Raw genomic sequence first — 25,632 nt, 5'->3', positions numbered from 1 at the left:
GGGCTCTCCGTGGTTCGTGGTGAAACGGGTTCCGTGTCTTGAAAGCTGAAGGGCTCGTAGCCCTGCTGTGATGGATGTTCTCTACGCATTCATCAAGAGTCAGGAGCTACGAGCCTTGATCGAGCCTACTTCCCCGCGCCCCGATGCTGCCACCGCCATTTTCAACCTGCCCGACTACCGCGTCACAGACACTGAGATCCTCACTTTCGGGCAGCGACGGGTCAGCGTTGAAGCCACTGCCGAGTCCGGCTGCCCATCCTGTGGTGTGATCAGCACCCGCGTGCATTCCCGCCGCCCACAACGTCTGCGCGACATCCCTGTCGCCGGCCCAGTCGAAGTGATCTGGGCCAAGCGGAGATTCTTCTGCGATGAGTACCTTTGCCCGCGGCGGACATTCGCCGAGGAGACCGCCCAGGTCCCGCGCCGCGCTCGGTCCACCCGCCGGCTCCGCGATGCCCTCGTGGCCGCCGTCATTGGATCCGGAAGGGCCGCCGCGGAAGCGGCCTCCTCGTTCGGTGTCTCATGGTGGCTGGTCCAGCGGGCTCTGGATTCCGCGGCGCTGACCCTGCCTGATGTTGATGCCCTGGCACCCCGGATGCTCGGCATCGATGAACACCGCTACCGTTCCGTGCGGTTCTTCCGCGACCCTTCCACCAAGGCCTGGAAACGCTACGAACCCTGGATGACGACCATTGTTGATCTGGACACCGGCCAGGTGCTCGGGATCGTGGACGGCCGCGACAGTGAGGGCGTCGGAGAATGGCTGTTCGCCCGCCCGCTTCAGTGGCGTCTGGGCGTGCAGGTCGTCGCGATCGACCCTTCCGCCGCGTTCCGCAAGGCCCTGCGGATGTGGCTCCCTCGCACCGCGGTCTCGGTCGATGCGTTCCACCTCGTCAAGCTCGGCAACGACATGCTCACCGAGGTCCGGCAACGTCTCACCCAGCAGGTCCATGGCCGGCGGGGACGTTCCATCGACCCGGTCTGGGCCAACCGGCGCCTGCTCCTGCGCGCCGGGGAATCACTCTCTGACCGGGCCCGGAACAGGCTCAGCACCGTGTTCGCAACCGACGACGCCACCGGAAAATTGCAGGCCGCATGGCTGGTCAAAGAGCAGCTCCGGACGCTGCTCGCCACCGGATCCCTTGCCGACGCGGCCGCCGCGAAAGAGCGCCTGCAGGCCCTGGTCGAACGCGCCGCTCAGCCGGAAACGAACCGGCTCTGGCGCACGGTCTGCCGGTGGTGGCAAGAGATTGAAGTCCTCATTGTCACCGGCGCGACAACGGCGAAAGTGGAAGCTAACAACACCGCGATCAAGCACATAAAAAGGACAGGCCGCGGATTCACCAACGCACGCAACTACAAAACGCGTATTCTGTTGCGCAGTGCCGCCAGAACAGCGGCATGAACATTCACCACGGCAGAACATTCACCACGAACCGTGAAGAGCCGATTTGGGCTCCTCCTCATCAGTCTTCTCGCTGTCACCGCCGCGGACCTGCGTATCGCTGGGCGCTTGTCTGCGCTCCAAATGGAAGTAGATTCTGCAAAGAAGTTTTCGGATCATGCCCAGAAGGAATTCGAACGTTTGAAAAGCTCTTTTCGAAATCCTCTCCTGGCTAAAGTGGAGGGGGACGGTGAGACGAGTTGGAACAAGGCAAGCGCGCTCGTCATCCTTCCAACAGTTGCCTTGGTTACGGCTGAGACCTTTGGTCTCCTAATTCTTTGGCAAGGGGAAGGGGTGTTCCGTGGGTACGGTCTTACCGATTATTTTGGTTTCTACCTTTGGTTTGCTTTTGCGCTTTGGGGGGGTTCTCTTGCTCCTGACCGGGTCAACACTGAATGTCATCATCCACGCAGCTGCTGGGAGGTTGGTGAGAAGAGCCAAGCTTGGGCCCAAAGTCGTGCACTATGGGGGCCCTTCGCATTTAGGCATGGTTGGTTTGTTTGATCCGGTAGGGCCGGTGGCCGCCGGCGGCGAGTAGGCATCTGAGTCGGTAGTTGGTGAAGTTGCGGAAGCCTCTGGCGATGCGGCGTGTGGTTTCGATGACGCCGTTGATCGCTTCGGTGGGCCCGTTGGAGGCGCCGTTCGTGTCGAAGTAGGCCAGGATCGCACTCTTCCATTGTTTGAGTGTCCGGCCCAGGCGGGCGACTTCCGGGATTGGGCAGGACGGGAAGGACCCAATGACTTCATTCACGAGTTCCCTGCCCCGCTCCGGCCGGGCGTGATAGATGTTGCGGAGCTTCTGGTAGCACTGCCATGCGAGGGTGACTTCGTCGTCGGGGTCCCCGACAGTGAGTTTCGCGTCCAGCCGTGCAGATTGCTTGTCGGAGAGATGTTCAGCTCCGATCTGCAGGGTCCGGCGGATACCGTAGAGCGGATCTCCCTTGCGTCCGCGGTGCCCGAGAGTGTCCTGCTGGACGCGGCGGCGGACCTCGTCGACCATAGCCGATCCGAGTTTCACGACGTGGAAGGCGTCCAGGACCGTGATGGCTTCGGGCAGTTCGTCGCGGATCGCGTTGGCGTATCCGCGGAACGGATCCAGCGCCGCTGTCTTGATCCCGGCGGTGAACCCGGGGCCACGGTCTTTGAGCCAGTCGGCCTAGGCCTTCCCGGACCGTCCCGGAACGAGGTCCAGCAGCCGTGCGTGGACCAGGCCGTGGGTGTCGCGGGTGTGGTCCACGATTCCGGTGACCATCCCGGTGCCGGGCGGGCCGGTGTGTGACCAGACATGCTCATCGACGCCGAGCGCGTTCACACCTTTCAGCCTGCCGGCCGCGGCGATGCGTCGGGTGGCTTCGGCCTTGATCGCGTCCCAGACTGTGTGCCAGGAGACCCCGAGCTGGTGGGCCAGAGCGGAGACCGAGGTATCGAAATACTGCAGCGCGTCGGTCGCCCACCCAACAGCCCGGGCGGTGAGTTTCGCCCGTGGGCCCGCCAGCGGGTGTTCCTCGGTGAACGTGGTCCTCAAGCAGTCCGGATCCGGACAGCGCCAGACACGCTTGGCCCACAGCAGCCGCACCGGCCTGCCGAAACACGGAATGTCATGGAGCCGGACCCGGCGGCGCCCGTGGCCGACCGCAACGACGCCGCAATCGGGGCAGCCGGTAACGTCCTCCCCGGTCTCGACGCCAAGAACCAGGCCGGTCCCGGTGGTCATGACCGTACTGACGTGGACGCCTTCGACACCGAGCAGCGCATCCGCGCGCGTGCACCAGCGGCCGCCAGAACAAGACATAGAGTTATTCATGTCAGGGTCTCTTTTGGTATTGGTTTGCTTGGTCGCTACCAATTCAAAGAGGCCCTGACCTCTTTCCTCCCGCACCACGCCGCACCGAAATCGCGGCGGAGGCTCAGACCGCCCTAACCACGCTCATCTGCGAAGGGCCCATTCCTGATTACGAAGAGCCACTTTACGGCATCCCGGCAAGGCGCAAGAGGGCCGCGGCAGCGGCACCCACAATGACAACAACCAAAAACGGTGCCTTCAAGAACAGCGCAATCGCCGCCGCTACCAAGGCCCCCAAACGAGCGTCAAAAGCGATCGCTTGGCCGCTCGCGATGGTGTTCACCGTGGTCAATGCCGCCAACAGGCCAATAGTCAGAGTTCCGGCTACGCGAGTCATTCGCGGGTTTTTGAGCCATGATTCGGGCACCAAATAGCCGAGAAGTTTGGTCAAATACGCCACGAGGCACGCAAGGAGAATCCAAGGCCAAAGGTTCATTTTTTCCCTCCCTCGTGGTGCTGGATCTCTTCGGTGTTCGTGTGAGCATAGGGATCCATGTCCGGTTCCAGACCCTCAGTGGCCGGCCCTTTGCTCAGAATTCCGAACGCTGCCGCCACTACTGCTGCCACAAGAATGGGTACACCCGCCGGAACCCAAGGCACGGCAAGGACTGTGGCCACGGCGCAGCAGACGGCAATAGCACCGGCTTCACGGGTTTTGAGTCTTGGCCACAGGAGCGCCAAAAATGCGGCAACCGCGGCGCCGTCCAACCCGAACTGTTTAGGATCCCCAATCGATGCACCAGCCAAGGCGCCAATGGCGGTACAGATATTCCACCAAATGAAGATGCCTACACCCGCAGTCCAGAACGCTCTGCGCTGCTCGGCCGGATCCGTCTGGCCACTCGCCGTGGCGGTGGATTCGTCGATGGTAACTTGGGCCGCAGCATACCTTTTCCAGCCCTTCGGCCCAATGAGCGCTGCCATCTGCATGCCGTACACGCCGTTACGGATGCCCAAAAGTGCCGAGGCCGTCATGGCGGCAACCCCCGAGCCGCCTCCCGCGATGACCCCAATAAAAGCGAACTGGGAACCACCGCTAAAAAGCAGCAAACTAAGAGCCATGGTCTGCCAGAAGTCCACGCCCGAGGACACTGAGAGCGCACCAAAGGAAATCCCGTACAAGCCAGTGGCAAAGCTGATCGACAAGCCAATACGGACCGCCGGCGATCGGAGGAACTTCACGGGGTGCACTTCACAGGGACCAACTCATGCGAGTCAGCCTATTTGCGGCCCCGCAGTTGCGCCAAAACCTCAGCCGGACGGTTGGTGGTGATCTCGTGGATACCCAGCTCCGCGCACAGCTCAACATCCTCTGCCGTATCCACGGTCCACACCCGGAAACGCCGCCCGTTGTTCAACCACGCCTGAATCCGGCGGGCGTGCTCGCGAACATAAACAATCCCCGGGCCGGCAATTCCCGCCCGGCCCTCATCGAGGTTCTTCTCCCCGGACGCCTGGGCGGCCCGCAAAACATTGGCGAGTGTCCCTCCGGCGATTGGCCCCAAATCCAGCTCATGACGCAAAACCAGCACGTCGACGTCGTCCACTAACTGACACACAAAACGGTCCGGAACCGTCTCCAGCAAGTACTCCACCGAATCCGGGCTGAAGCTCATAAAGGAGATCAAAATATTGTCCAAGAGTCCCGTCTCACGGTCCCAACCTTCGTCGGTCAGCAACTCCAGAACCGTCTCTTCCAGCGTGAGACGGTAAGGGCTGGGATGCTTGAACTCAATGGCCAAACCGATTTCCCGGCCCGCCCCGCGCAGAATCTCCAGCAGTTCCTCAAGCGTCAGAAACTGCTCGCTTTTGGCACCGTACTCCTCGGGGATCTGCGCGCCTTTCCACGATGAAAAGTCCAGCTCTCGCAGCTCAGCCAAAGTCACATCAGCAACAGATCCGGTGCCATCAGAGGTGCGATCCAGAGTGTCATCATGCAAAAGCACTGCGTGCTGATCGGCAGTGAGGTGAACGTCGCACTCAACCCCATCAGCGCCGTCGGCCAGGGCCTGAAGGTACGCCGCCCGGGTGTGTTCGGCGAACTGACCGCTCGCACCACGGTGGGCGTAAACCAAAGGGCGGGACGTTTTCTGTTCCGGGGAAGTCATGGCAATACGCTAGCGGATTCGAGGCCCCACACCCGGCTAGTGTGGAGACATGCAGGTGAACACTGAGGCAATTTCCGCGGGCGCCGTCCTCTCCCCCGCCGACGCGGCCAAAGCCGCCGCACTCCGACGTATGAAACTCCTGGCCGTGATCTTACTGGTGGTGATGGCCATCATTTTCGCTGTGTCATTCGCGCTGCAAAAGTCCATGCCCGGATTCCAGTACGTCCGCGCCGCAGCAGAGGGTGGCATGGTGGGCGCCTTGGCCGACTGGTTCGCCGTCACAGCCTTGTTCAAGTACCCCATGGGCCTGAAGATCCCGCACACCGCCATCATTCCGCGCCGCAAGGACCAGATCGGCGCCTCGCTCGGTGAGTTTGTGGAGACCAACTTCCTGTCCGAGGACGTGGTCAAGGAGAAACTCGCTAGCGTCAATGTGGCGGCGAAGGTTGGCACGTGGCTCGCTTCACCAGGCACACCGGAGCATCCCGCTGGAGCTGAGCGAGTGGCCAAAGAAGGCGCGGCAGTGATCCGCGGAATCTTTACAGTTCTTAATGACGACGACGTCCAAACAGTCATCGAATCAATGGTCCGTAAGCACCTGGTTGATCCGCCATGGGGACCACCCGTAGGCAGGCTGGCCGAGCGCATTTTCCAAGACGGACACCACCACACACTCGTTGACCTGCTCGTGGACCGCGCCGCGGACTGGGTAGCCGCGAATCACGAAACGGTGGGCAGGCTGGTCACCGACCGGTCGCCGTCGTGGGTTCCAAACTTTGTTGACGGCCTGGTGGGAGACAAGGTTTATATTGAGCTGTCCAAATTTGTGCGCTCCGTACAAGAGGATCAGAACCACCAAGTTCGCCAGTCGATTGACAAGTACCTGGGCGATCTTGCACAGGACCTGCAGCATGATCCGGTGGTGATTGCCCGCGCCGAAGGCATCAAGGCTCAAGTTTTGGGTGATCCCGAAGTTCGCCAACTCGCAACACGCACCTGGGAAACCGTAAAGACAGCACTCCTGACCGCCGTGGATGATCCGCACAGCGAACTAACCCTGAAATTCAAGACCGCCGTACGCGACTTTGGCCAACGCCTGATCGATGACGCCGAACTCGCAGGCAAGGTCAATCAGTGGGTGGGCGATGCCGCGGCCTACCTTGTGAACAACTACCGTTCGGACATTGCCGGGGTCATTACGGACACTGTGGCTCGCTGGGATGCCGAGGAAACGTCGCAGAAAATTGAGCTCCAGGTGGGCCGCGACCTGCAATACATCCGGATCAACGGCACAGTGGTGGGGGCCTTGGCCGGGCTCGCGATCTTCGCCCTCGCTCATCTGCTCTTGGGCTAAGAACGCTCGCCGGAGCTGGGCGACTAGGGCCGGACCGCGAGGAAACGTAAGGGCTGACCTGGGCGAGCCTGAGCCAGCTGATCCAGATCATGCTGATCAACCACAGCGATTACTGGATACCCGCCGGTCACGGGATGATCCGCCATAAACACTGTTGGAATGCCCGACGGCGGGACTTGCAGCGCCCCACGCACGGCACCTTCGCTAGGTAGTTCCGTGTGCTTGGCCCGCTCAAGCCCCTGCCCAAGGAGGCGTACCCCGATCCGGTTGGAATCCGGCGAGACAGCCCAGATCTGCCGGGTCAAGGAATCCCATGCGCCGGGGGTAAACCAATCAACTCGAGGGCCCGGGCTGACTCGTAGCTTGAGGACCTGCCCATCTTCGGGGGCACGCCGAGCCGCATAATTTTCTGTACTCTCCAGCCCGTCACCACCCCCAACCGTCCCAGCAGTCGGGCCCACTTCTAGGATTTGTCCCTCCGCCAGGGCTGGGGAGCCTTCCCGCGCCAAGGTGTCTGCACTCAGCGATCCAAAAAGAGGTGAGCCCAGCAGCCCGCCACGGATAGCCAAGTAGTACCGAAGACCCCGAACTGGCGGACCAAACTTCAGCACTGCCCCGGCTGGAATTCGCGTTGGCTTGGCCCACGGGAGTACAGAGCCATTCCCTTGCGAAGCGCCTGCTGCAGCACCAGCTGAAACCGTCACCGGCCCCTCTGCCCCGGTCAACGCCACCACGGCACCACTAATAAAGCGAAGCTCAAGCCCGCCCATCAAGATCTCCAGCCCCGCCGGATTCCCCACGGACGGCCCGCCAGCCACACCAGTAGCAACCGCGTTGCCAACAAGCCGGTTCCCCAACTCCCACGCACCACGGTCCAAGGCGCCCGATGGGCTGAGTCCCAAGTGAGCAACACCTACCCGGCCGCGGTCCTGCAATAGCGTCAACGGTCCCGGATTTTTCACATAAATGCTCATGGAACCCTCACAAACCGGACAGTATCGCCGGGCTGAATCAGCGCTGGTGCAGGCGACTTGGCATCCCAAAGCCGTGCCGTCGTCGTGCCCAAAAGTTGCCAGCCACCCGGGGACGATCGGGGATAAGCGCCACTAAATTCCCCTGCGAGCCCCACGGAACCCGGCTCAACTGAGGTGCGCGGCGAGGTCCGGCGTGGCACCGTCAGCAAGGCGTGATTGGTCACCAAGTACATAAATCCGGGGGCAAAACCTGCAAAAGCGGCCCGCCAGGTGCTCTCCGTATGGAGGCGAACCACCTCGGCCTCAGTGCGCCCCAAAAGTCCCGCCACCTCGGCAAGATCTGCCCCGTTGTAGCTCACCTCAAGCGTGACCGCCCGCGGACCAGAACGCACCGCGCCGTCGCTCGCCCCGGCATCCTTACCAACACGGGCTCCTCGCGTGCCGGTAGTGATAGCGGCAGCCACCCAATCGCGAATTCGGCTTTCCACGCCGGGCCCGGGCAAAAAGCTGATCAGGATGGTCCGGGCGGCTGGAATCACTTCGCGCACCTCGGCCGGACGGGCCGTCGCGGTGCCCAGTGAGTCGCCGCCAGAAAGCAGCATGCTCAGTTCTAGCACCGCGTCCAAACTGCCCAGCTCCACCAAAACGGCGCAGTCGCCGTAGGGCAATACCTGGTAGCCGGCGCTCAAAGCGTCTCCGTTAGGCGAAGGCTGCAATCTCAACACCAGCCGCTTCGAGTCCGTCGCGGACTGCGGCGGCCATTCGCAGAGCGCCGGGGGTGTCACCGTGGACGCAAAGCGAGTCGGCTTCAACGGAAACAGTAGTTCCGTCAATCGCCACGACTTGACCGTCCACTGCAATCCTGACGGCTTGGCGGACCACTGCTTCAACGTCTTGGAGTACCGCACCGTCCTGCGAGCGCGGGACCAGAGTGCCGTCCGGGAGATAGGCCCGGTCTACAAACGCTTCGCGATAGATCGGGTGGATGGTTTCTGCGCCGAGCTTGAGGATCGCCGAGTTGGGTAGTCCCAGGATCGGCAGGCCTGGATCGTAAGCCTGGACTGCTGCGAGCACAGCTGCTGCTTGTTCCTCGTCGTGAACAATCCGGTTGTAGAGGGCGCCGTGCGGTTTGACGTAGTCAACGGAGGCTCCCACCGCGTGGGCAATTCCGTCGAGCGCGCCGAGTTGATAGAGCACATCACCAAAGAGCTCGTCAAAGGTGACGTCCATGTCCCGGCGGCCAAAGCCTGCCAAGTCCCGGTAGCCCACATGAGCGCCGATCCGAACGTCTTGGTCAAAGGCGCCACGGCAACTGTCCAGCATGGTCACTGGGTCTCCGGCGTGGAATCCACACGCGATGTTGGCGCTGGTCACAAGCGTGAACATGGCGGCGTCGTCGCCCATCCGCCACGCGCCGAATGATTCGCCGAGGTCAGCGTTAAGATCCATTGCGGGCCTGCCCTTCGTTAGTAAGTTCTGGCTGCAGGCTTGGTCCGGATGTTGAAACAACTTCGCCCGGCATTACCAGTGGCACTTCGCCAAAGGCTTGGTGGGTGTTTGCCACAACAGCCCGCCCCATCATTAGGTTTCCGGCACCACCCACGGCAGCGCCGATCCCGAACGGCAAAGCTCGGCCCAAAAACGCTGTGCCTTGCCGCTTAAGGAGTGAACGCAAGAACGCTTTTTGAATGCGTTCACGGATGGAGATAAAGCCGGTGAGTGGTTTCGATTTCCCAAGCACCGATCCCCACACTTGGCTAGCGCCCTTAGACGTGCCGACGCTCTGTCCGCTGAGTGCGCTGAGCAGTGCGGTGCCCTCTTCGCCGAGCATAATGGCCATCACCATGGTCCGTGACTTGTCCGGGTCAACCATGTGAATCCCGTGCAGTTCTGCCACAGAGGAGGCATAGAGCGCCGTCGCTTCGAGGAACGCAACGGTGGCTCCCGCCGAGAGCCCCAGTGAGGCGATGGTTCCAATTCCGGGTACGACGGCGCTAGCACCTGCCGCTGCCCCGGTACCGGAGACTGCCAGAAGGTAGTCCCGGTCCAGTTTGGCGATCAGCTCACCGGCCGTGGCCCGCGGGTGCTTTTTGCGGAGCCTGCGAAGGTTCGCAAGGACCAAGGGCCGCTGGACATCCACTGCTTTGATGAGTGCGTTGTGCAGCCCTGGCTTGGGATTTCCCTGCTCGTCAAAGATCGCTTTGTGAGCTGTTTCTTGAGCGATTCGTACTGCCGGATTGTTGCGCTTGACCATCGTCTCCCCTGAAGTGTTGGTTAGAACGGTTCAGGACAACACTAGATCAAACTGCTGGCGCGGCGACGGTTTTCTTGTTGAATCCGAGTGCTTTTCGCAGTGCGAGGAATAGCAGAATCAGCCCTGCGGTCAGAAGCATGTGTCCGGTTCCGGCAATTCCTGCGAGCGCCTTGGATGTTGCGTCAACACCGGCAACCACCATGGAACCTTTGACCAGCATCATGCCGCCGGTGATGATCACACCGGCGTTCCAGATTCCGAAGAACCACGCGAAGAGCTTGGGTGCTGCTGCGGAGATGTTGAAGACTTTCTCGAGGACTAGGACGATCAGCAGGACCATAAAGCCCAGGACCAACCAGTGGGTGTGAACTAGGCCGAGCTGAGATTGGCCAGTGAAGTCATTGATCTTGGTGAATTCGCGGTAGAACAGACCGGAGAAAACACCGACGATTGCGTACGTGAAGGATGCGTAAAGAAGCTTTTTCATGTCTTCAATTCTTCCGTTGCACGCCGGTGCTGCCATCAACCGAATGGTTGATCGTGGGGTACTAAACGGTTGAGAACTTAGTGGTTGAGTACGTAGTGCCGAAGGAATGCACTGACGTCTGCCATTTCGGTTTTGGACATGTTGTGCCCCATTCCCGGATAGCTGCGTGCCGTGAGTTGGGTGTTGTTGTTGAGCCATTCTTCGGTGTGAGCTGTGGCGTCCTCGTTGATCACAAAGTCAGCTTTATCTCGGCCCCAGAAGAAAGGCGGCGGAGCATCAAAAGATTCACTCAGTGCCAACAGTTCGTTCTCGAGGACAAATCCGGAAAGGCCAACCACTGCCCTGTAGTCAGTGGGTTTTAGCCGTAGCAGGGTGCTGGCCATGGCCATTCCTTGCGAGTAGCCCAAGAGTGAGACGCTGCTGTGGTTCTCTCTCACGGAATTGATCCAACTGGACACTTGATGGGTGGCACTAATGACTTCGGCAAAATCATTAGTGAGGAAGTAGTCCAAGAGGAACCAGCCATAGCCTTCGGCAATCTCTTTGGGTCCGCGGAGAGCTGCACAGGTGAACTCTGGAGGAAGATGCTCAAAGAGTTTGCTCATGCGTGTTTCGTCGCTGCCGTAACCATGAAGCATTACCAAGAGAGGCGTTCCGGCTCTAGATTCCTCCGGTTTGGACCACAACACATTTTGCATGTGCACAGCCTACAGAGCCCTTCAGAGTGCTTGTGGTGCAAGACTGTGAAATGCAAGTGTTGTTATTTCCATCAATTGAAGGAGCAGCATGAGAATCGGTTCTTCCATATTCTTGATCGCCGTCGGAGCCATTTTGGCTTTTGCCCTCGCCCCGGGCCTGATTCCCTTTGTGGACCAGGCGCTGGTGGGTTACATCCTGATGGCCGTGGGTGTTTTGGGCCTGATCGTCTCGCTGGTGGTTGCCAGCCCTGGGCGCAACCGCCGCGTTTCCGAGTCCCGCCAGTTGGTTGACCCCAATACGGGTGAAACGGTGACTCGCCACGAGAGCCGCGAGAGTGGCCTCTGAGCAACGTGCAACAGCACCGAACCTAATATGTTGTTTTGACTGCAAACGCTTGGCCCGTCGGATCGATCCGACGGGCCAAGCGTGTTTAAGGAGCACTCGGCGAGCTGAGCCCACCCACCCGACTTGGCTTTTTGTTGTTTTCTATTGACAGGCCAACATAAACACAGATATTCTCAATTATTCCCACATGTATGTGAGTGGAATCACCACAGTTTTCGTCCCAAAGGAGGGCCAGTGTTCGCCGAAGAACGCCACCAGTTGATTACCTCACTGGTTTCCTCCCACGGACGCGTGAGCGTCACCGATCTGGCCGAGCGCTTCGACATCACCACCGAAACGGTCCGCCGGGACCTCGCCACACTAGAGGCCGACGGCGTGCTGCGCCGAGTTCATGGTGGGGCAGTCTCCGCCGACCGCTCCAGCACCATAGAAGCGAACATCAGCGAGCGGCTCGAACGCGGACAAGAGGCCAAACAACGCCTCGCCCGAGCAGCCCTCAAACTCATCCCAGCCGGTGCCGGCAGCATCATCCTTGACGCGGGTTCAACCACGGGCGCCTTGGCTGAACTACTCACAGACCGTCCCAACGCAGCTTCGTTGGCTGTTATTACTAGCGCTGTTCCCATCGCCGCCACGCTGGCTGGCAACAACAACATCGCCTTGGAGCTCCTGGGTGGCAGAGTCCGCGGACTGACCCGCGCCGCCGTCGGACATTCAACAGTAGAAGCCCTGCGGAGCTTGCGGCCAGACATTGCCTTTATTGGCACCAATGGGATTGCCGCCGATTTTGGGCTCAGCACCCCTGATCCCGAAGAGGCAGCAGTGAAAGCCGCCATGGTCCGCGCTGCCCAACGCGTGGTGGTCCTCGCAGATGCCAGCAAGCTCGGCACTGAAGCGCTGGTCCAGTTCGCCTCCCTAGACCAAATTGATGCCCTCATCACTGACGGGACGCTGTCCCCCGAGCTCGCCAGTGCCCTCGCAGAAGCTCAAGTGGAAGTTGTCCTCGTATGATCGTCACACTGACCGCAAACCCCAGCCTGGACCGCACCGTTGAATTGCTTGGCCCCCTGGAACGCGGCGAAGTCCAACGCGCTGTGGCCGTGCGGCAAGAGTCCGGCGGAAAGGGCGTCAACGTTTCCCGAGCCCTCGCCGCCTCCGGGATCCCAACATTGGCCGTCCTCCCCGGCGACCCTCAAGATCCCCTTCTCGCCGGCCTCGACGCTGCCGAAGTCCCCTACGTTGCGCTGCCCATCGGTGCATCTTTGCGCAGCAACGTCACGCTCACCGAGCCCGGCGGCGTGACCACCAAGATCAATGAGCCCGGCCCCGAGCTCACTGCAGAAGTTCAAGCGGCTCTGATCGAGCTTCTAGACGAGAAGTCCTCAAATGCTCATTGGGTGGTGCTGGCCGGTTCACTCCCGCCGGGTGTTCCGATGGACTTCTACGCTCAAACCGTCCGGCACATCCGTTCGCACGGCACCGCCGGACACATTCCGCTGATCGCTGTGGACTCTTCCGGGGAACCCCTGGCAGCATCCATCGCAGCAGGACCCGAATCTGCCCCTGACCTACTCAAACCCAATGCCGAAGAACTCGCTGAGCTCGCCACCCTTGCGGGCCTTGAGAACGTAGGCACCGCAGAAGAGCTCGAAGCGGATCCGCGCCTAGCCGCCCAAGCCGCAGCCGCCGTCGTACGTCTTGGCGTTGGTGCGGTGCTGGCAACACTCGGTGCCGGCGGCGCTGTCCTTGTAACCACCGAGGGCGCGTGGCTAGCAACGCACCCGCCCATCACCGCCGTCTCCACAGTGGGTGCCGGCGACTCGGCCCTTGCCGGTTACTTACTCGCGGCGAGCACCGGGGCCAGCCCGCAGGATTGCCTGCGGCAAGCTGTGGCCCACGGTTCCGCCGCAGCATCCTTGCCAGGCTCCACCGTCCCAACGCTTGAACAAAGCCATCCTGAATCCGTGACCATCACGGACCTGAACAACTAAAACTCAGCACCACCCCTGCCCCACCAAACGTTCTCCACCAACGTTTTCGACCAACGTTGTTGACCAACGTTGTTGACCAAACAAAGGACTGACAATGACGCAGCTCATTACCGAGGATCTTGTGATTCTCGACCAAAACCTGGGTGATTCGCCCGCGGATGTGATCCGCGCCCTTGCCACTAAGGTGGCTACGGCCGGCCGCGCCACGGAACTCGAATCCCTTTTTGCCGATGCCTTTGCTCGCGAGCAGAAGACCGCCACAGGTATCCCTGGCGGCATCGCTATCCCGCACTGTAAATCCGCTTCCGTGCTGACCCCATCGCTCGCCATGGCTCGACTCGGAAACCCTGTGGACTTCGGCGCTAAGGACGGCCCTGCCGATTTGATCTTTTTTATCGCCGCCCCCGAAGGCGCCGATCAGGAACACCTCAAGCTGCTCTCTAAACTGGCACGTTCTTTGATCAAAAAGGACTTCACCGCAGCCCTGCGCGCCGCAGCCACCCCGGCTGACATTGTTGGGCTGGTCGGCGAGGCTATTGCTGACAAGCCGGCCGCCCACGCGGCAACCCCCGCTGCTGGCGCTACTGCCGCCGCCGCGGTTTCTGAAGGGGTTTCTGAAGGTTCGACGGCGAGCGCGGCACCTAAGCGTTTGGTCGCCGTCACGGCATGCCCCACGGGTATTGCCCACACGTACATGGCCGCTGATTCACTGGTTGCTGCAGCCAAGGAAGCCGGTGTTGACCTTCAGGTGGAAACCCAGGGTTCTTCAGGCGCCACCCCGCTGCCCGCGGCGGTAATTGCCGCTGCTGATGCCGTGATCTTCGCCGTTGACGTGGATGTTCGCAACAAGGACCGCTTTGCTGGCAAGCCAGTGATCCAGTCCCCCGTCAAACGTGGCATTGACGAGCCTGACGTGATGATCCGTGAAGCTCTTGCAGCGGCGGAAAACCCGAACGCTCGCCGAGTGGCGGCCAGCTCGGGCTCTTCTGAGTCGGATGCGGACGCCGAGGGCAGCGAGTCCATCGGCGCCAAGCTCAAGCGTGCGCTGCTGACCGGTGTCTCCTACATGATCCCCTTTGTTGCCGCCGGCGGTTTGCTGATTGCTCTGGGCTTCTTGCTGGGTGGCTTCGAGATCACCAAGTTCGCGGACAAAATGGTGCTGGAGAACAACTTTGGCAACCTGCCCTCTGAGTACCCTGCCCAAGCTCTGGGACCGCTCGGCGCCTACTTGGGTGCTGTGTTGTTCAAAATTGGTGGCCTGTCCATGGGCTTCCTGGTCCCCGCGCTGGCAGGTTACATCGCGTACGCCATTGCTGACCGTCCCGGCATTGCCCCAGGTTTCACCGCCGGTGCTGTAGCCGGATTTATGGGTGCTGGCTTCTTGGGCGGCATTGTTGGTGGTCTTTTGGCCGGTTACACAGCACACGCCATTGGCCGCCTGAACGCTCCTCGTTGGTTGCGCGGCCTGATGCCGGTAGCCATCATCCCACTGATCGCCTCGATTGTGGCGTCCGGTCTGATGTTCCTGATTTTGGGTGGACCCATCAAGGCCCTGACCGTTGCTTTGAATGACTGGCTCTCAGGCCTCACTGGCGCCTCAGCCATTGTTCTGGGCATCATCCTCGGCTTGATGATGGCCTTTGACCTCGGTGGCCCCGTGAACAAGGTTGCTTACGCCTTCGCAGTGGCCGGTTTGGGTGCAGCGTCCGTCACCAACCAGGCTCCGTGGCAGATTATGGCCGCCGTGATGGCCGCAGGTATGGTGCCACCGCTGGCCATGGCTTTGGCCACCACGCTGGACAAAAAGCACTTCAGTGCTGCTGAACATGAGAACGGTAAGGCGGCCTGGCTGCTAGGCGCATCGTTTATCTCTGAAGGTGCCATTCCCTTCGCCGCAGCTGACCCGCTGCGTGTGATCCCGGCGTCGATGGTTGGCGCTGCGACAACGGGTGCCATTGTTATGGCGGCCGGTGTGACTTCAAAGGCTCCGCACGGTGGAATCTTTGTATTCTTCGCCATTGACCCGTTCCTGATGTTCCTCTTGGCTGTGGCCGTTGGAACAATCATTTCCGCATTCGCCGTGGTGGCTCTCAAGCGTTACGTTGGCAAAAAGCCGGCGCACATGACCGCTGCAGAATCGGTCAACGCGTAACTAGTTCTTCTGAATACACGTGTGGCGGGAACAGCAAACGCTGTTCCCGCCACAGGTGCTTTAAGGGGTTGTAGTTTGAGTGTCAGTTCGAGTGCGGCATCTGTGGCCTACTTGTTCTGTGAATGGCGTTAGCGCCAGCCCCCCCGGATGAACGACCATGCGAATCTAGGTGGTCTTTGGGGTGTTTGTGCTTGCCATTGCCGTCGGGCCAATGCTGTCCCTCGGGTAGCTTTGGCTTCGCTGCTGATACCGGTGGGGCCGTTGGTGAGTTGCTCGTGCTGATCGCTTCGCCGAGGTGATTGGCAACGTCGTCGGGGATGTCCGCTTGGTCGCCGGGAGAGCTCTGATGGGCTGTCATGGTGCTTCCTTTCGTCACTGAAATGAAGGTTCCCTCATCCTAGGACTACCCCGCCCGCATGTCACTGCCTAAGCCCCTCCCCTCTCCGCCGAATGGGTAGATAATGTCCCTTTGAATCACCTCTAAACAGCGTTATCTACCCATTCGGCGGAGAAATCTGCAAACAATTTTGTAACGGAGTCTAATCACCTGAGAGAATCCTCCGATTTGTCTGCAAAATCCACGCGATATCAAGGAAAAACACGGCATAGTAAAAAGTCTTCAGAGCGGCGAATTGGCAGCCGAAACCCCGCCAAAACAGGCCAGAAGGCCGCATTGAACTCGGTGAAACGTTATTTTTCGCGTAAAATTGATTGCCTGCCCGGAGCGGGGCACACAGAAGTCGCAAGCAAATGACCTCCACAGGAGAACACAAATGCCCAATGACCGAAGCAATTCCGAACCGAATCTTGGTGCCGATGGCACCGTTAGGGACAATCTGGCCGCAACGCCGCCAGGAAAGTCCGCTGGCAAGAAACTAAGACTCCCTTTGCGCCAACGCCGTCTGAAAGTCTCGGACGTAAACGTAGTAGATAAGCCCATGCTGAAGAAAGCACTCGGCGGCACCATTGTGGGTAACACCATGGAATGGTACGACGTCGGTGTGTTCGGCTACTTGATCACCACTATGGGTCCGGTATTCCTCCCTGAGGCCGACAAATCCGTGCAGACGCTGTTCCTTCTGGGAACCTTCGCTGCCACCTTTATTGCCCGCCCGCTCGGTGGTGTGGTGTTCGGTTGGCTCGGTGACAAGGTTGGCCGCCAGAAAGTATTGGCCGCAACCTTGATGATGATGGCCGCCAGCACCTTCTTAGTTGGTGTACTGCCCGGTTACGCGCAGATCGGCATTTGGGCAGCTGTTTTGCTGGTTGTCCTCAAGCTCGTACAGGGCTTCTCCACCGGTGGCGAGTACGCCGGTGCTACAACCTTTGTGAGCGAGTACGCTCCGGACAAGCGCCGCGGTTTTTTCGCAAGCTTCTTGGACATGGGTTCCTACATTGGTTTCGCTCTTGGTGCAGCCCTGGTCTCCGTACTCCAAATCACCCTTGGCCAAGACACCATGGAAGCTTGGGGCTGGCGCATCCCGTTCTTGGTTGCCGGTCCTTTGGGCCTGATCGCCGTCTACTTCCGTAGCAAGATCGAGGAATCCCCGCAGTTCCAAGCCACCCTGGACGCTCAGGAAGCCAACGCCAACGCAGCTATTTCCGGCGACGACATCGCCTCCAAGGGCCCCGTCAGCGTGGTCAAGGCTAACTGGCGCCCGATTATTGTTGCCATGATTTTGGTGGCCGCAGCTAACACTGTTGGTTACGCTCTCACGTCCTACATGCCTACGTACCTGACCGAGTCCAAGGGTTACGACGAGCTCCACGGCACTTTGCTCACCATCCCCGTGTTGGTGATTATGAGCCTGTGCATCCCGTTGACCGGACGTTTGTCAGACAAGATTGGCCGCCGCCCCGTGCTGTGGATTGGTGCATTGAGCACCGTGGTCCTGTCCATTCCTGCGTTTATGTTGATTGGTGTTGGCGAGATTTGGACCACGCTTTTGGGCCTGGCCATGATCGCATTCCCCGTGACGTTCTATGTGGCTAACTTGGCTTCGGCTTTGCCAGCACAGTTCCCCACCGCTAGCCGTTACAGCGCTATGGGCATTGCGTACAACTTCGCCGTTGCCATCTTTGGTGGAACCACACCGTTTATTGTGGCTGCCCTCATTGGAGCCACGGGCAACGACATGATGCCCGCTTACTACCTGATGGCGACTTCAGCCATTGGTGCAATCGCCATCTACTTCCTCAAGGAATCAGCTAACCGTCCGCTTCCCGGCTCCATGCCGAGCGTGGACTCCGTGGCGGAGGCCAAGGAACTTGTGGCCACTCAAGACGAGAACCCGTTGATTGACCTCAACGAGATGCCGTTTGATGAGACGTTCCAGCCAGCAACTACTCCTGAAGCGCCGGGAGAACCGGCCAAGGTCTAGCTCGTAGCTGGCAACTGTTGTCCCGCTTGTTCGGGCCTGCATTCACTCAGTGAATGCAGGCCCGCGGCGTTTAACTGGGCAATGATGCTTTCTGCACTCTCGCCGGTCCGGATTTGATCCTGTCTGGCAAGATCCGAGTCAGTGCCACCAATGCTTTGTAGCGTTGAGACGGGATGGACACTGACTTGCCGCGTACGTTGTCAGCCAGGCCTTCCCGCACCACTTGCTCAGCCTGGAGCCACATAAATTGTGGCACCATACCTTTGTCCATACCCATCCGGTCATGAAATTCGGTGTGAGTGAACCCTGGGCAGACTGCTGTGACCTGCACACCCCGCGCTTTGTAAGCGAGGTTGGCCCAACGGCTAAAGCTCAGCAGCCACGCCTTTGCGGCTGAGTAACTTTCACGAGGCAGAAATGCTGCCACACTTGCAACGTTGATGATCCTGCCCTCGCCCCGGCTGAGCATGCTCTCCAGCACGGCATGAGTGAGCACCATGGACGTTTCCACGTGCAGTTTGAGGTGTTTCTTCTCGTCCTCGATGGGGCTTTCAGCAAAGGACTTAAGAAGTCCCAAGCCGGCGTTGTTGACCAGAATGCTCACCGGCCGTGCCGGGTCACTCAAACGTTCGACGACGGCCGCCACACCGCCGTCGTCGGTGAGGTCCGCGGCAATCACCTCAGCCGTGATCCCGTATTGGCGTTCCAGCTCCCCTGCCGTTTCCTGCAGTCGTTCTTCGTTGCGCGCAACGAGGATGAGGGAATGACCGGCTTGGGCGAGCTGACGGGCAAATTCTGCGCCAAGACCAGCGGTTGCTCCTGTGATCAATGCGGTTGAGTTCATCCAGCCACCCTATTCGGCTCAGCTAGACGTGTGAACCCCCAGCCCGGCGCGAGAACTAGGCTTTAGGCTGCGGCCAATCCACGTACTGCTCGTAGCCTTCGTGTTCGCGGACAAAACGGGCCACGTAGGGGCAATGCGGAATGATGCGTTTACCTGAAGCCACCACGTCATCGAGTGCAAACCGCACCAGAACACCGGCCAAACCGCGGCCGCGGAAGTCCTCCGAGGTTTCTGTATGGGTGAAGTCAATATGCCCAGGCTTGTCTAGGTACGCTGCGAAACCGGCGAGTTGATCTCCCACTCGCACTTCGTAGCGGTGAAGCTTCTCATTGCGGACCGTGGAAACTTCTTGGGCAAACTGATCTTCGCTTGTGGCTTTGATGTCCTGACTCATTTCTTGAGCGTGGCACTAAGAACCCTAGGACGCAAGCCCCTCGGCTATTCGCCGAGCCGCAGCCCACCAGGAGAAGCTAGCAGTGGCTAAGCCATACCCAACGCAAGCAGGCCAAACACAACGGCGAGTAACGGCGTCGTACCTTGAAGGGTTGCGGCACGGAGGTACTGCTTGCCGCTCAAGGCGAGCACAAGGGCTGCTGCGAGCATCGATCCACACGCGGTAAAGACCAGAGTCCAGCCAACCTGCGGCTGGCCGGCAATAACCAGAACGACGCCGAGGAGGGCACCAATGGCCAAAAACAGGTTGTAAAAGCCTTGGTTGTAAGCAAGACCTTTGGTGGTTTCAGCGTCCGCCTGCGAGGCTACGCTGAAACGCTGCCAGGTTGCCGGGCGAGTCCAGGTAATGGATTCCATCGTGAAAATGTACACGTGCAATAGCCCGGCAACGGCGGCGAAAATCATGGTGACAACAGTCATAGGTACAGCGTAGTCCCAGGACAGCTGGGACTACGCGCGCCGCGGCAATTAGCCGATTGGCTCGGCCATTTTTTCCACCACGTAGGCCGCATCCACTGACAGTCCGGTGACGGGATCCGTCATCTCTACCTTCCAGCTGCGGGCAAACTGGTCGACGCCGGCAGCCATGGCTACGGTGCCAGAGATCAGGACGGTGCCGGGCTGGTTGAGCCCACGTTCGGTGAGTACTTCGAGCCAGTAGTCCGGGCTCAGGAGTGCGGCCAAGGAGCTGTCCTGAATGAGGGTGTCTGCCACCTCGCCCTGACCCACCCATCCCTTGAGAGTGATCTGGTCCAAATGCTCGCGAACCTCATCAAGACGCCAAGCCTTCCGTCCCAAAACATCCGGGCTGGCGTTTTTGCTCCAGGCGACTCCGTGAACTTCAAGCTCGCGGTCAGTGTGATCACAAGCCACGGTGAGGAGAACGCCGCTCTCCGCGATGATGAGGGCCCACTCTGCTTCACCTGAAGTGCGGGCATGCTGGACCCGGACTTCGGAGGTCTGCTGCGCCAAGTACGGCGAAACCGGGTACAGGGCAGGGGTTGTGGTGGGGCCAGGGATGCCCAATTCGGCCAGTTCAGCAATGTGGGCTTGAACTTCATCTTGCTCACGGCCCGCGTAGCCAGCGTTGAGTAGGTGCTTGACCTGAACTTCCTCAACCGTGCCGTCTGGGAGTTCAAAGTTCAAAGTAGTCATGTTCTATCCGTTCTGTGCTGGTGGTGCCGGAAAATTTACAGATTAGAAACCAGAAACAGTCGCCAATGTACATCCAGTATGCGTAATGTATACATCTAACGCCAGTGTGATAGGCGTCACCGTAAAAAGACTCATGGAGGACCCCGCATGGCCAACGCCTCAGTTCCGGCTTATGCCGCAGCACCCCAACCGAATAAACCCGTCGCCCCAAGGGCCTCTACAAGGCCTTTGCCGCATCCCTCACCGGCACGGCGCTGGAGTGGTACGACTTCGCCGTGTACTCAGCCGCTGCCGCCGTCGTATTTCCGATTGTTTTCTTTCCATCATCAGATCCCCTGACCGGAACCATCCTGGCCTTCTCCACCTACGCGGTGGGTTACGTTTCCCGTCCCATCGGTGGAATTGTGTTCGGCCGCCTTGGCGACCGCATTGGCCGTAAGCGAGTATTGGTCACCACGTTGATGATTATCGGCGTTGCAACAGTGCTGATCGGCATCCTGCCCAGTTACGCCAGCATTGGCATCACAGCCCCGATCATCTTGGTGCTACTGCGCTTCGCTCAAGGTGTAGGCGTAGGCGGCGAGTGGGGTGGCGCCGTGCTGCTTTCCAGCGAATATGGTGACCCCAAGCGCAGAGGCTTTTGGGCCTCCGCAGCCCAAGTTGGCCCACCCGCCGGTAACCTGCTGGCCAACGGCGCCCTAGCCATCCTGACCGTGACGCTCAGCAACGAGCAATTCATTTCCTTCGGCTGGCGCATCGCTTTCTTGATCTCCGCACTGCTGGTTGGCTTCGGTCTTTGGATTCGCCTGCGCCTCGAAGACACCCCCATCTTCAAAGCCATCGAGGCCCATGGCGATCAGCCAAATGCGCCAGTGAGCGAAGTCTTCCGCAAAGAACTCCGCCCGCTGATCGCTGCCACCTTGTGCCGCGTAGGCCCGGACGTGCTCTACGCCCTCTTCACCGTATTTACACTCACCTACGGCATCCAATTCTTGGGTTACCAACGCAACCAGGTGCTCACTGCTGTTTTGATCGGTTCGGCGTTCCAGCTGTTTATGATCCCGCTGGCCGGTGCAGTTTCTGACCGATTCAACCGCCGCTGGGTCTACGGAATCGCAGCCGGCGCTGGTGCCATTTGGACCTTTATCTTCTTTGTAGTCCTGGGCGGAAACAGCCAACCCATGCTGATTGTAGGAATTGTCCTTGGCTTGATGGCGCACTCGTTTATGTACGGTCCGCAGGCAGCTTTCATCGTGGAACAGTTCTCCCCGCGCTTACGCTCCACGGGTAGCTCACTGGCCTACACCTTTGCTGGTGTGATCGGCGGAGCCATCGCACCTTTGATGTTCACCATACTGCTCTCGGAATTCAACACCTGGATTCCGGTGGCCATCTACGTTGCGGTAGCCGCCGTCGTAACGTTGATTGGGCTCTCACTGGGCCGGGATTCAAACACTGACGAAGACGAGGAGTACCGCCTGCTGCTCGAAGGTTCCGCAGCGCGCTAGGCGCCATGTTGTTCGAAGCCGGTTTAGGTGTGCAGCAGGAGGTCCCGGGTGGCCACGAGATGCTGATCGATGGCCGCTTGGGCCTGCTGCACATCGCCGGATTTCAAAGCATCAACAATGTGCTGATGTTCAGCGCAGACCTGCTGCCGCCGGCCACCAGTGCGGAACAACGCGGCCACACCCACCAACATCTGCCGCACGTGCAGCTTGCCGTACGTGCGGGAGATCAGTTCATTTCCAGCAGCGTCAATAAGCTGTTGGTGAAAGAGCGTGTCTAATCGGATGAACTCATGGGCGGCTTCAGCATCCGCTTGCTGGGACAAGCCAGCTTGTTGCTCAAGGGTGGCCTGCATTTCCTGGGCCGGGGTTTGGCCCGCTTCAATAACTAGGCGAGCAGCATGGCTTTCAAGCACACCACGCAGTTCCATCAGCTCAGATATTTCTCTACCGGTTACCAGCGGAACATAGGCCCCGCGTTGAGGAATGAGTTCCACCAGCCCGTCTGAAACAAGCAGCAGTAGTGCTTCCCGGACGGGAGTTCGCGAAACGCCAATCTGGGCTGCGAGTTCCTGTTCGTTGAGGAACTTGCCCTGCATTTGTGGATCGACGAGTACACTTTCGCGCAAGTAGGCGTAGGCCTTATCCCTGCCGGACACGGCAAGGGCCGAAGTTTTTCGCATACATTATGTATACAACAATCTGGAGTGACCCGATGCGTTTAGCAATTGCCCAAATCATCACCGGTGCTGATCTGAGTGCCAACTTAGACATCATCCGGGATTACGCTGGCCAAGCCAAGAGTGCCGGCGCGGAGCTGGTGGTATTCCCCGAAGCTTCCATGCGGGCCTTCGGAAATTCTCTCACCGACATCGCAGAGCCGCTAGATGGGGCATGGGCAAGCGCCGTGCGCAGCATGGGGCAGGAGCTGGGGATTGTGATTGTGGTGGGGATGTTCACGCCCGGTACCAACGGCCGGGTAACCAACACACTCCTAGCAACTGGGCCCGGTGTTGAAGCGTCCTACAACAAGATCCACCTCTTCGACGCGTTCGGTTTTGCCGAATCGGACACCGTGGAACCCGGAACATCACCGGTGACCTTTGAACTCAACGGCACCGTATTTGGTCTTGCGACCTGCTATGACGTTCGTTTCCCGGCACTGTTTACCACCAACGCCCAACTCGGTGCCCAGGTGAACATTGTGTGCGCGTCATGGGGAGCTGGCGAGGGCAAAGCCGAACAATGGGACCTACTGGTGCGGGCCCGGGCTCTAGACAGCACATCCTTTGTGGTCGCATGCGGGCAAGGCGATCCGGCGAGTGTGGGTGTGGAATCCCGGGGTAGCGCGCCCACCGGCATTGGGCACAGCGCGGTGGTGTCCCCACTGGGCGTTACTCTTGCCGCTTTGGGTGGCAAGCCTGAGCTGACAGTGGTGGACATTGATCCGAGCGAAGTCAGCGCGGTCCGCGAAAAGCTGCCGGTTTTGACCAACGCCCACACGTTTTAGGGCTCACGGAACATCAAGCTCTGGCCTTCCAGCCCAGTTGCTCCAAGATTCCACCAAGCCCGCCGCTGAAGATCCCCGGAATGTAGGGGTTTCCTCCGGCCACGGTGGGCGGGAAGGCGGGCAACTGGGCTGGAAGGACGGGGAACAGGGCTGCGTGAGTTTTCGTCTTCCAGCGAATATCCCAGCGAATATCCCACCAAAACGGGACCTGACTGCCGCGTTAACTGGCAAAACCCCCGGTTTCCCGGGGGTTTTGAGGGTGGACCTCAGGACGTGCTTCTCAAACCCCCGGCGACCTCTCAAATCGCTGATTTGCCGTGTTCTCAAGGGAAATCGCCGCCCTTCGGGTCGCCCCACCTCCTCCACCAGGCCGGATGAGCGTGGCCCGGTGCGGAAAAAATCTGTTCAGTCTCAAACCCGTTTGAACGCCTCCAATCGAGCGGAACTGCTCGCTGGATACGCCGCTGGGGTGCCCGTTCGGGAGCTTGCGGGCAGGTTCGGAGTCCATCGCGCCACCATCTGGGAAGCTGCCACAGCCGCCGGTATCGAGAGGGGCAAGGCGGAGCTCTCCGACGAGGTACGCGAGCACGCGAGCCGTCTCTACGCGGAAGGAGTGTCGCTGGCCCACGTCGCCAAGCACCTGGGGATCAGTAACGAAGTTGTGCGGTCAGCCGTCATCGCCTCCGGTGGAACGATCCGCTCTGCGGGCAGGCAGCGTCGTTAGGAGTAGTCGGGTCTCTTCATCGTCGCTAGCTGCGCCGTTCGACTGTGACGGCAGCTTTACGCGACCAGAACCAGAACTCTCGTCAGGCCTTGTCCGCTTGCCCGGCTTTGCCGAGTGCCTTCGTCGCATCGTCTACGAGCTTGGGAAGATCTGCGGTATTGATTTCACCAGCGTGCTTGGCCGCGTCACGGTGCGCGAAGCGAGACAGAACATTCTTCACGAGTACCGCATCGCCCACTTGCACTCGTGCGGCCAGACGCACGTCGTCTCCTGAACTCGCGTAGAAGGGTGCCAGCGCTTTCAGCGAGAGCGCAACGTCCTCGGCTGTGTCGGCCTCCCTGAAATGACGGCCTGACTCGCGTAGCAAGAGTCCACCGAAGGCACCAATCACCGCTGCGACACTGGCGCGCAAGATACCGTCACCGACGGTGAGGTCGAAGTTGTTGTTGATGGCTTCGCTGACGATGAACCAGCCGACAGCACCAGCGAAGACGAAAGCGGCGGCCGCGCCGAACCGCATCCATTGGGCAGCTCGGCGCTCACGTTTGGATCGTCCGTTCCAGTCTGTTGCACTCAAGCTGCCTGCGGCGTGCTCTGCGAGTGCCTCGCCTGCGCGCGCGGTGGCTGCCAAAGAAGCAGCGTGCGAGAGAATGTTCGCGTTCTGCTCCTCGTCGAATCGGGTGCGCTCTTCCCACCAGTCGTGGAGCTTTTCACCCCAATCACGGTCGATCTCGGCTCTCGCGGTTGCGCTCACTTCTTTGATCGCTGTCCGTTCAGCCTCGACTGCGGCGGCAACGCTTTCGGCCTTCTTCTCCAACCCGTCAAGAGTTGTTTGACGAGCTGCTAATGACTTCTCTGTCTCGGCAACACGGCCCTCTAGCTCATTCAGACGTTCGGTGCGGGCCGCGATCTCCTTGTCCAGGAGCACGACATACGCCTCTTTGAGATCCTTTGGTGGCGGGAGCGGCAGAGCGCGAAGCGCAGACTGAAGCGCCTGCTGCTGGCCAGAAGATACATATCTAGCGAACTCAGCCTCTGTAGTTGGGAGGCCGTTGAGAGGGTTACTAAGTTCATCCAGGACGCCAATGTATAGCGAGGGTTGGCGCGTGGCCTTGGTCTTCTCAGCCTCAGACAGCCACTCGGCCACGTCGAGACGAAGCTGCTCGATTCGCTTGTCGCCAAACCGTGCCGCAGCAAGCGCTTCACGTTTGAGCGTCAACGTCTCCCAAACTGCGTGCTTACGATAACGCTCACTCGCTGTGGCCATATCTAGCTCCTTCTAAATGCTCGCCTCCGAGACGACCTATCTGCGGAATCCTTGGTCAGTCCCATCATCTCGTCTTCGTCCGACATCGACGGCTCGCACCGCCGGGCCGGGTGCCCACACTTGTGCTCAAAGCGCTGGACCG

Annotated in this window: 26 protein-coding genes and 1 pseudogene; 10 read left to right on the top strand and 17 right to left on the bottom strand. The window is 59.9% G+C overall.

Features of this window, described 5'->3' with window-relative positions:
• Positions 1-115 precede the first annotated feature (115 nt).
• A complete protein-coding gene (locus tag ACQR35_RS12340) occupies positions 116-1,405 on the top strand; it encodes an ISL3 family transposase (RefSeq protein WP_430268232.1) in 1,290 nt (429 codons plus the stop codon).
• Between the two features lie 520 nt (positions 1,406-1,925).
• Here the strand turns inward: ACQR35_RS12340 and ACQR35_RS12335 are convergent.
• The 4 genes and pseudogenes from ACQR35_RS12335 to ACQR35_RS12320 all read right to left on the bottom strand — a co-directional run bounded on the left by ACQR35_RS12335 (position 1,926) and on the right by ACQR35_RS12320 (position 5,395).
• Positions 1,926-3,248: pseudogene (locus tag ACQR35_RS12335) on the bottom strand (ISL3 family transposase).
• A 163-nt stretch (positions 3,249-3,411) separates the two neighbouring features.
• Positions 3,412-3,723, bottom strand: a complete 312-nt coding sequence (locus ACQR35_RS12330) for an AzlD domain-containing protein (protein WP_430270212.1) — start codon at positions 3,721-3,723, stop codon at positions 3,412-3,414.
• Positions 3,720-4,469 (bottom strand): AzlC family ABC transporter permease, encoded by a 750-nt coding sequence (locus ACQR35_RS12325; RefSeq protein ID WP_430270211.1) that lies wholly within the window; start codon positions 4,467-4,469, stop codon positions 3,720-3,722. The genes ACQR35_RS12330 and ACQR35_RS12325 overlap by 4 nt, the downstream gene beginning before the upstream one ends.
• Before the next feature lie 38 nt (positions 4,470-4,507).
• The gene (locus ACQR35_RS12320) at positions 4,508-5,395 is read right to left on the bottom strand and encodes a glycerophosphodiester phosphodiesterase (protein ID WP_430270210.1); all 888 of its coding nucleotides are present in this window, start codon (positions 5,393-5,395) and stop codon (positions 4,508-4,510) included.
• A 49-nt stretch (positions 5,396-5,444) separates the two neighbouring features.
• Between ACQR35_RS12320 and ACQR35_RS12315 the strand changes: the two genes are divergently transcribed.
• Positions 5,445-6,749, top strand: coding sequence for a DUF445 domain-containing protein (locus ACQR35_RS12315; RefSeq protein WP_430270209.1), 1,305 nt, complete (start codon positions 5,445-5,447; stop codon positions 6,747-6,749).
• A 23-nt stretch (positions 6,750-6,772) separates the two neighbouring features.
• Here the strand turns inward: ACQR35_RS12315 and ACQR35_RS12310 are convergent, their stop codons facing one another.
• The 6 genes from ACQR35_RS12310 to ACQR35_RS12285 all read right to left on the bottom strand — a co-directional run bounded on the left by ACQR35_RS12310 (position 6,773) and on the right by ACQR35_RS12285 (position 11,162).
• The gene (locus ACQR35_RS12310; protein WP_430267746.1) at positions 6,773-7,723 is read right to left on the bottom strand and encodes a biotin-dependent carboxyltransferase family protein; all 951 of its coding nucleotides are present in this window, start codon (positions 7,721-7,723) and stop codon (positions 6,773-6,775) included.
• A complete protein-coding gene (locus ACQR35_RS12305) occupies positions 7,720-8,412 on the bottom strand; it encodes a 5-oxoprolinase subunit B family protein (RefSeq protein ID WP_430270208.1) in 693 nt (230 codons plus the stop codon). Before ACQR35_RS12305 ends, ACQR35_RS12310 begins: the two co-directional genes overlap by 4 nt.
• Before the next feature lie 10 nt (positions 8,413-8,422).
• Positions 8,423-9,172, bottom strand: a complete 750-nt coding sequence (locus ACQR35_RS12300) for a LamB/YcsF family protein (protein ID WP_430267744.1) — start codon at positions 9,170-9,172, stop codon at positions 8,423-8,425.
• Positions 9,162-9,977 carry a hypothetical protein gene (locus tag ACQR35_RS12295; RefSeq protein WP_430270207.1) on the bottom strand — a complete coding sequence of 272 codons (816 nt, stop codon included), beginning with the start codon at positions 9,975-9,977 and terminating at the stop codon, positions 9,162-9,164. The genes ACQR35_RS12300 and ACQR35_RS12295 overlap by 11 nt, the downstream gene beginning before the upstream one ends.
• A 46-nt stretch (positions 9,978-10,023) precedes the next feature.
• On the bottom strand, positions 10,024-10,464 hold the full coding sequence (locus ACQR35_RS12290) for a DUF2871 domain-containing protein (RefSeq protein ID WP_430270206.1): 441 nt from the start codon (positions 10,462-10,464) through the stop codon (positions 10,024-10,026).
• A 77-nt stretch (positions 10,465-10,541) separates the two neighbouring features.
• Positions 10,542-11,162 (bottom strand): alpha/beta hydrolase, encoded by a 621-nt coding sequence (locus ACQR35_RS12285; RefSeq protein ID WP_430267741.1) that lies wholly within the window; start codon positions 11,160-11,162, stop codon positions 10,542-10,544.
• A gap of 88 nt (positions 11,163-11,250) precedes the next feature.
• Between ACQR35_RS12285 and ACQR35_RS12280 the strand changes: the two genes are divergently transcribed.
• The 4 genes from ACQR35_RS12280 to ACQR35_RS12265 all read left to right on the top strand — a co-directional run bounded on the left by ACQR35_RS12280 (position 11,251) and on the right by ACQR35_RS12265 (position 15,651).
• A complete protein-coding gene (locus tag ACQR35_RS12280) occupies positions 11,251-11,508 on the top strand; it encodes a DUF6458 family protein (protein ID WP_430267740.1) in 258 nt (85 codons plus the stop codon).
• A gap of 234 nt (positions 11,509-11,742) precedes the next feature.
• Positions 11,743-12,519 (top strand): DeoR/GlpR family DNA-binding transcription regulator, encoded by a 777-nt coding sequence (locus ACQR35_RS12275; protein ID WP_430270205.1) that lies wholly within the window; start codon positions 11,743-11,745, stop codon positions 12,517-12,519.
• Positions 12,516-13,499, top strand: a complete 984-nt coding sequence (locus ACQR35_RS12270) for a 1-phosphofructokinase family hexose kinase (protein ID WP_430270204.1) — start codon at positions 12,516-12,518, stop codon at positions 13,497-13,499. The genes ACQR35_RS12275 and ACQR35_RS12270 overlap by 4 nt, the downstream gene beginning before the upstream one ends.
• Before the next feature lie 94 nt (positions 13,500-13,593).
• Entirely contained in the window at positions 13,594-15,651 is a 2,058-nt protein-coding gene (locus ACQR35_RS12265; protein ID WP_430270203.1) for a PTS fructose transporter subunit IIABC, read from the top strand.
• Positions 15,652-15,733: 82 nt separating this feature from the next.
• On the opposite strand, the gene ACQR35_RS12260 is transcribed toward ACQR35_RS12265, so the two are convergent.
• Entirely contained in the window at positions 15,734-16,009 is a 276-nt protein-coding gene (locus tag ACQR35_RS12260; protein ID WP_430270202.1) for a hypothetical protein, read from the bottom strand.
• 415 nt (positions 16,010-16,424) lie between these two features.
• Here ACQR35_RS12260 and ACQR35_RS12255 point away from each other — a divergent pair, with 415 nt between their 5' ends.
• Positions 16,425-18,032, top strand: coding sequence for an MFS transporter (locus ACQR35_RS12255; protein ID WP_430267735.1), 1,608 nt, complete (start codon positions 16,425-16,427; stop codon positions 18,030-18,032).
• A 70-nt stretch (positions 18,033-18,102) separates the two neighbouring features.
• On the opposite strand, the gene ACQR35_RS12250 is transcribed toward ACQR35_RS12255, so the two are convergent.
• The 4 genes from ACQR35_RS12250 to ACQR35_RS12235 form a co-directional block, all read right to left on the bottom strand.
• On the bottom strand, positions 18,103-18,876 hold the full coding sequence (locus ACQR35_RS12250) for an SDR family NAD(P)-dependent oxidoreductase (protein ID WP_430270201.1): 774 nt from the start codon (positions 18,874-18,876) through the stop codon (positions 18,103-18,105).
• A gap of 55 nt (positions 18,877-18,931) precedes the next feature.
• On the bottom strand, positions 18,932-19,270 hold the full coding sequence (locus ACQR35_RS12245; protein WP_430267733.1) for a GNAT family N-acetyltransferase: 339 nt from the start codon (positions 19,268-19,270) through the stop codon (positions 18,932-18,934).
• An 86-nt stretch (positions 19,271-19,356) separates the two neighbouring features.
• Positions 19,357-19,749 (bottom strand): DUF1304 domain-containing protein, encoded by a 393-nt coding sequence (locus tag ACQR35_RS12240; protein WP_430270200.1) that lies wholly within the window; start codon positions 19,747-19,749, stop codon positions 19,357-19,359.
• Between the two features lie 48 nt (positions 19,750-19,797).
• A complete protein-coding gene (locus ACQR35_RS12235) occupies positions 19,798-20,484 on the bottom strand; it encodes a DUF2848 domain-containing protein (RefSeq protein ID WP_430270199.1) in 687 nt (228 codons plus the stop codon).
• A gap of 275 nt (positions 20,485-20,759) precedes the next feature.
• Between ACQR35_RS12235 and ACQR35_RS12230 the strand changes: the two genes are divergently transcribed.
• Positions 20,760-21,992, top strand: coding sequence for an MFS transporter (locus ACQR35_RS12230; protein ID WP_430270198.1), 1,233 nt, complete (start codon positions 20,760-20,762; stop codon positions 21,990-21,992).
• Positions 21,993-22,015: 23 nt separating this feature from the next.
• On the opposite strand, the gene ACQR35_RS12225 is transcribed toward ACQR35_RS12230, so the two are convergent.
• Positions 22,016-22,672, bottom strand: a complete 657-nt coding sequence (locus ACQR35_RS12225) for a GntR family transcriptional regulator (protein ID WP_430267729.1) — start codon at positions 22,670-22,672, stop codon at positions 22,016-22,018.
• Between the two features lie 32 nt (positions 22,673-22,704).
• Between ACQR35_RS12225 and ACQR35_RS12220 the strand changes: the two genes are divergently transcribed.
• Entirely contained in the window at positions 22,705-23,499 is a 795-nt protein-coding gene (locus tag ACQR35_RS12220; RefSeq protein WP_430270197.1) for a carbon-nitrogen hydrolase family protein, read from the top strand.
• A gap of 388 nt (positions 23,500-23,887) precedes the next feature.
• The gene (locus tag ACQR35_RS12215; RefSeq protein ID WP_430270196.1) at positions 23,888-24,223 is read left to right on the top strand and encodes a helix-turn-helix domain-containing protein; all 336 of its coding nucleotides are present in this window, start codon (positions 23,888-23,890) and stop codon (positions 24,221-24,223) included.
• A gap of 82 nt (positions 24,224-24,305) precedes the next feature.
• On the opposite strand, the gene ACQR35_RS12210 is transcribed toward ACQR35_RS12215, so the two are convergent.
• Complete coding sequence (locus tag ACQR35_RS12210; protein ID WP_430270195.1) at positions 24,306-25,490, bottom strand: hypothetical protein; 1,185 nt, start codon at positions 25,488-25,490, stop codon at positions 24,306-24,308.
• Positions 25,491-25,632: the final 142 nt, after the last annotated feature.

The organism is Pseudarthrobacter sp. J1738 (assembly GCF_050490315.1).
GTDB lineage: Bacteria > Actinomycetota > Actinomycetes > Actinomycetales > Micrococcaceae > JBNPEO01.
This window is presented reverse-complemented; position numbering and strand designations above follow the sequence as displayed.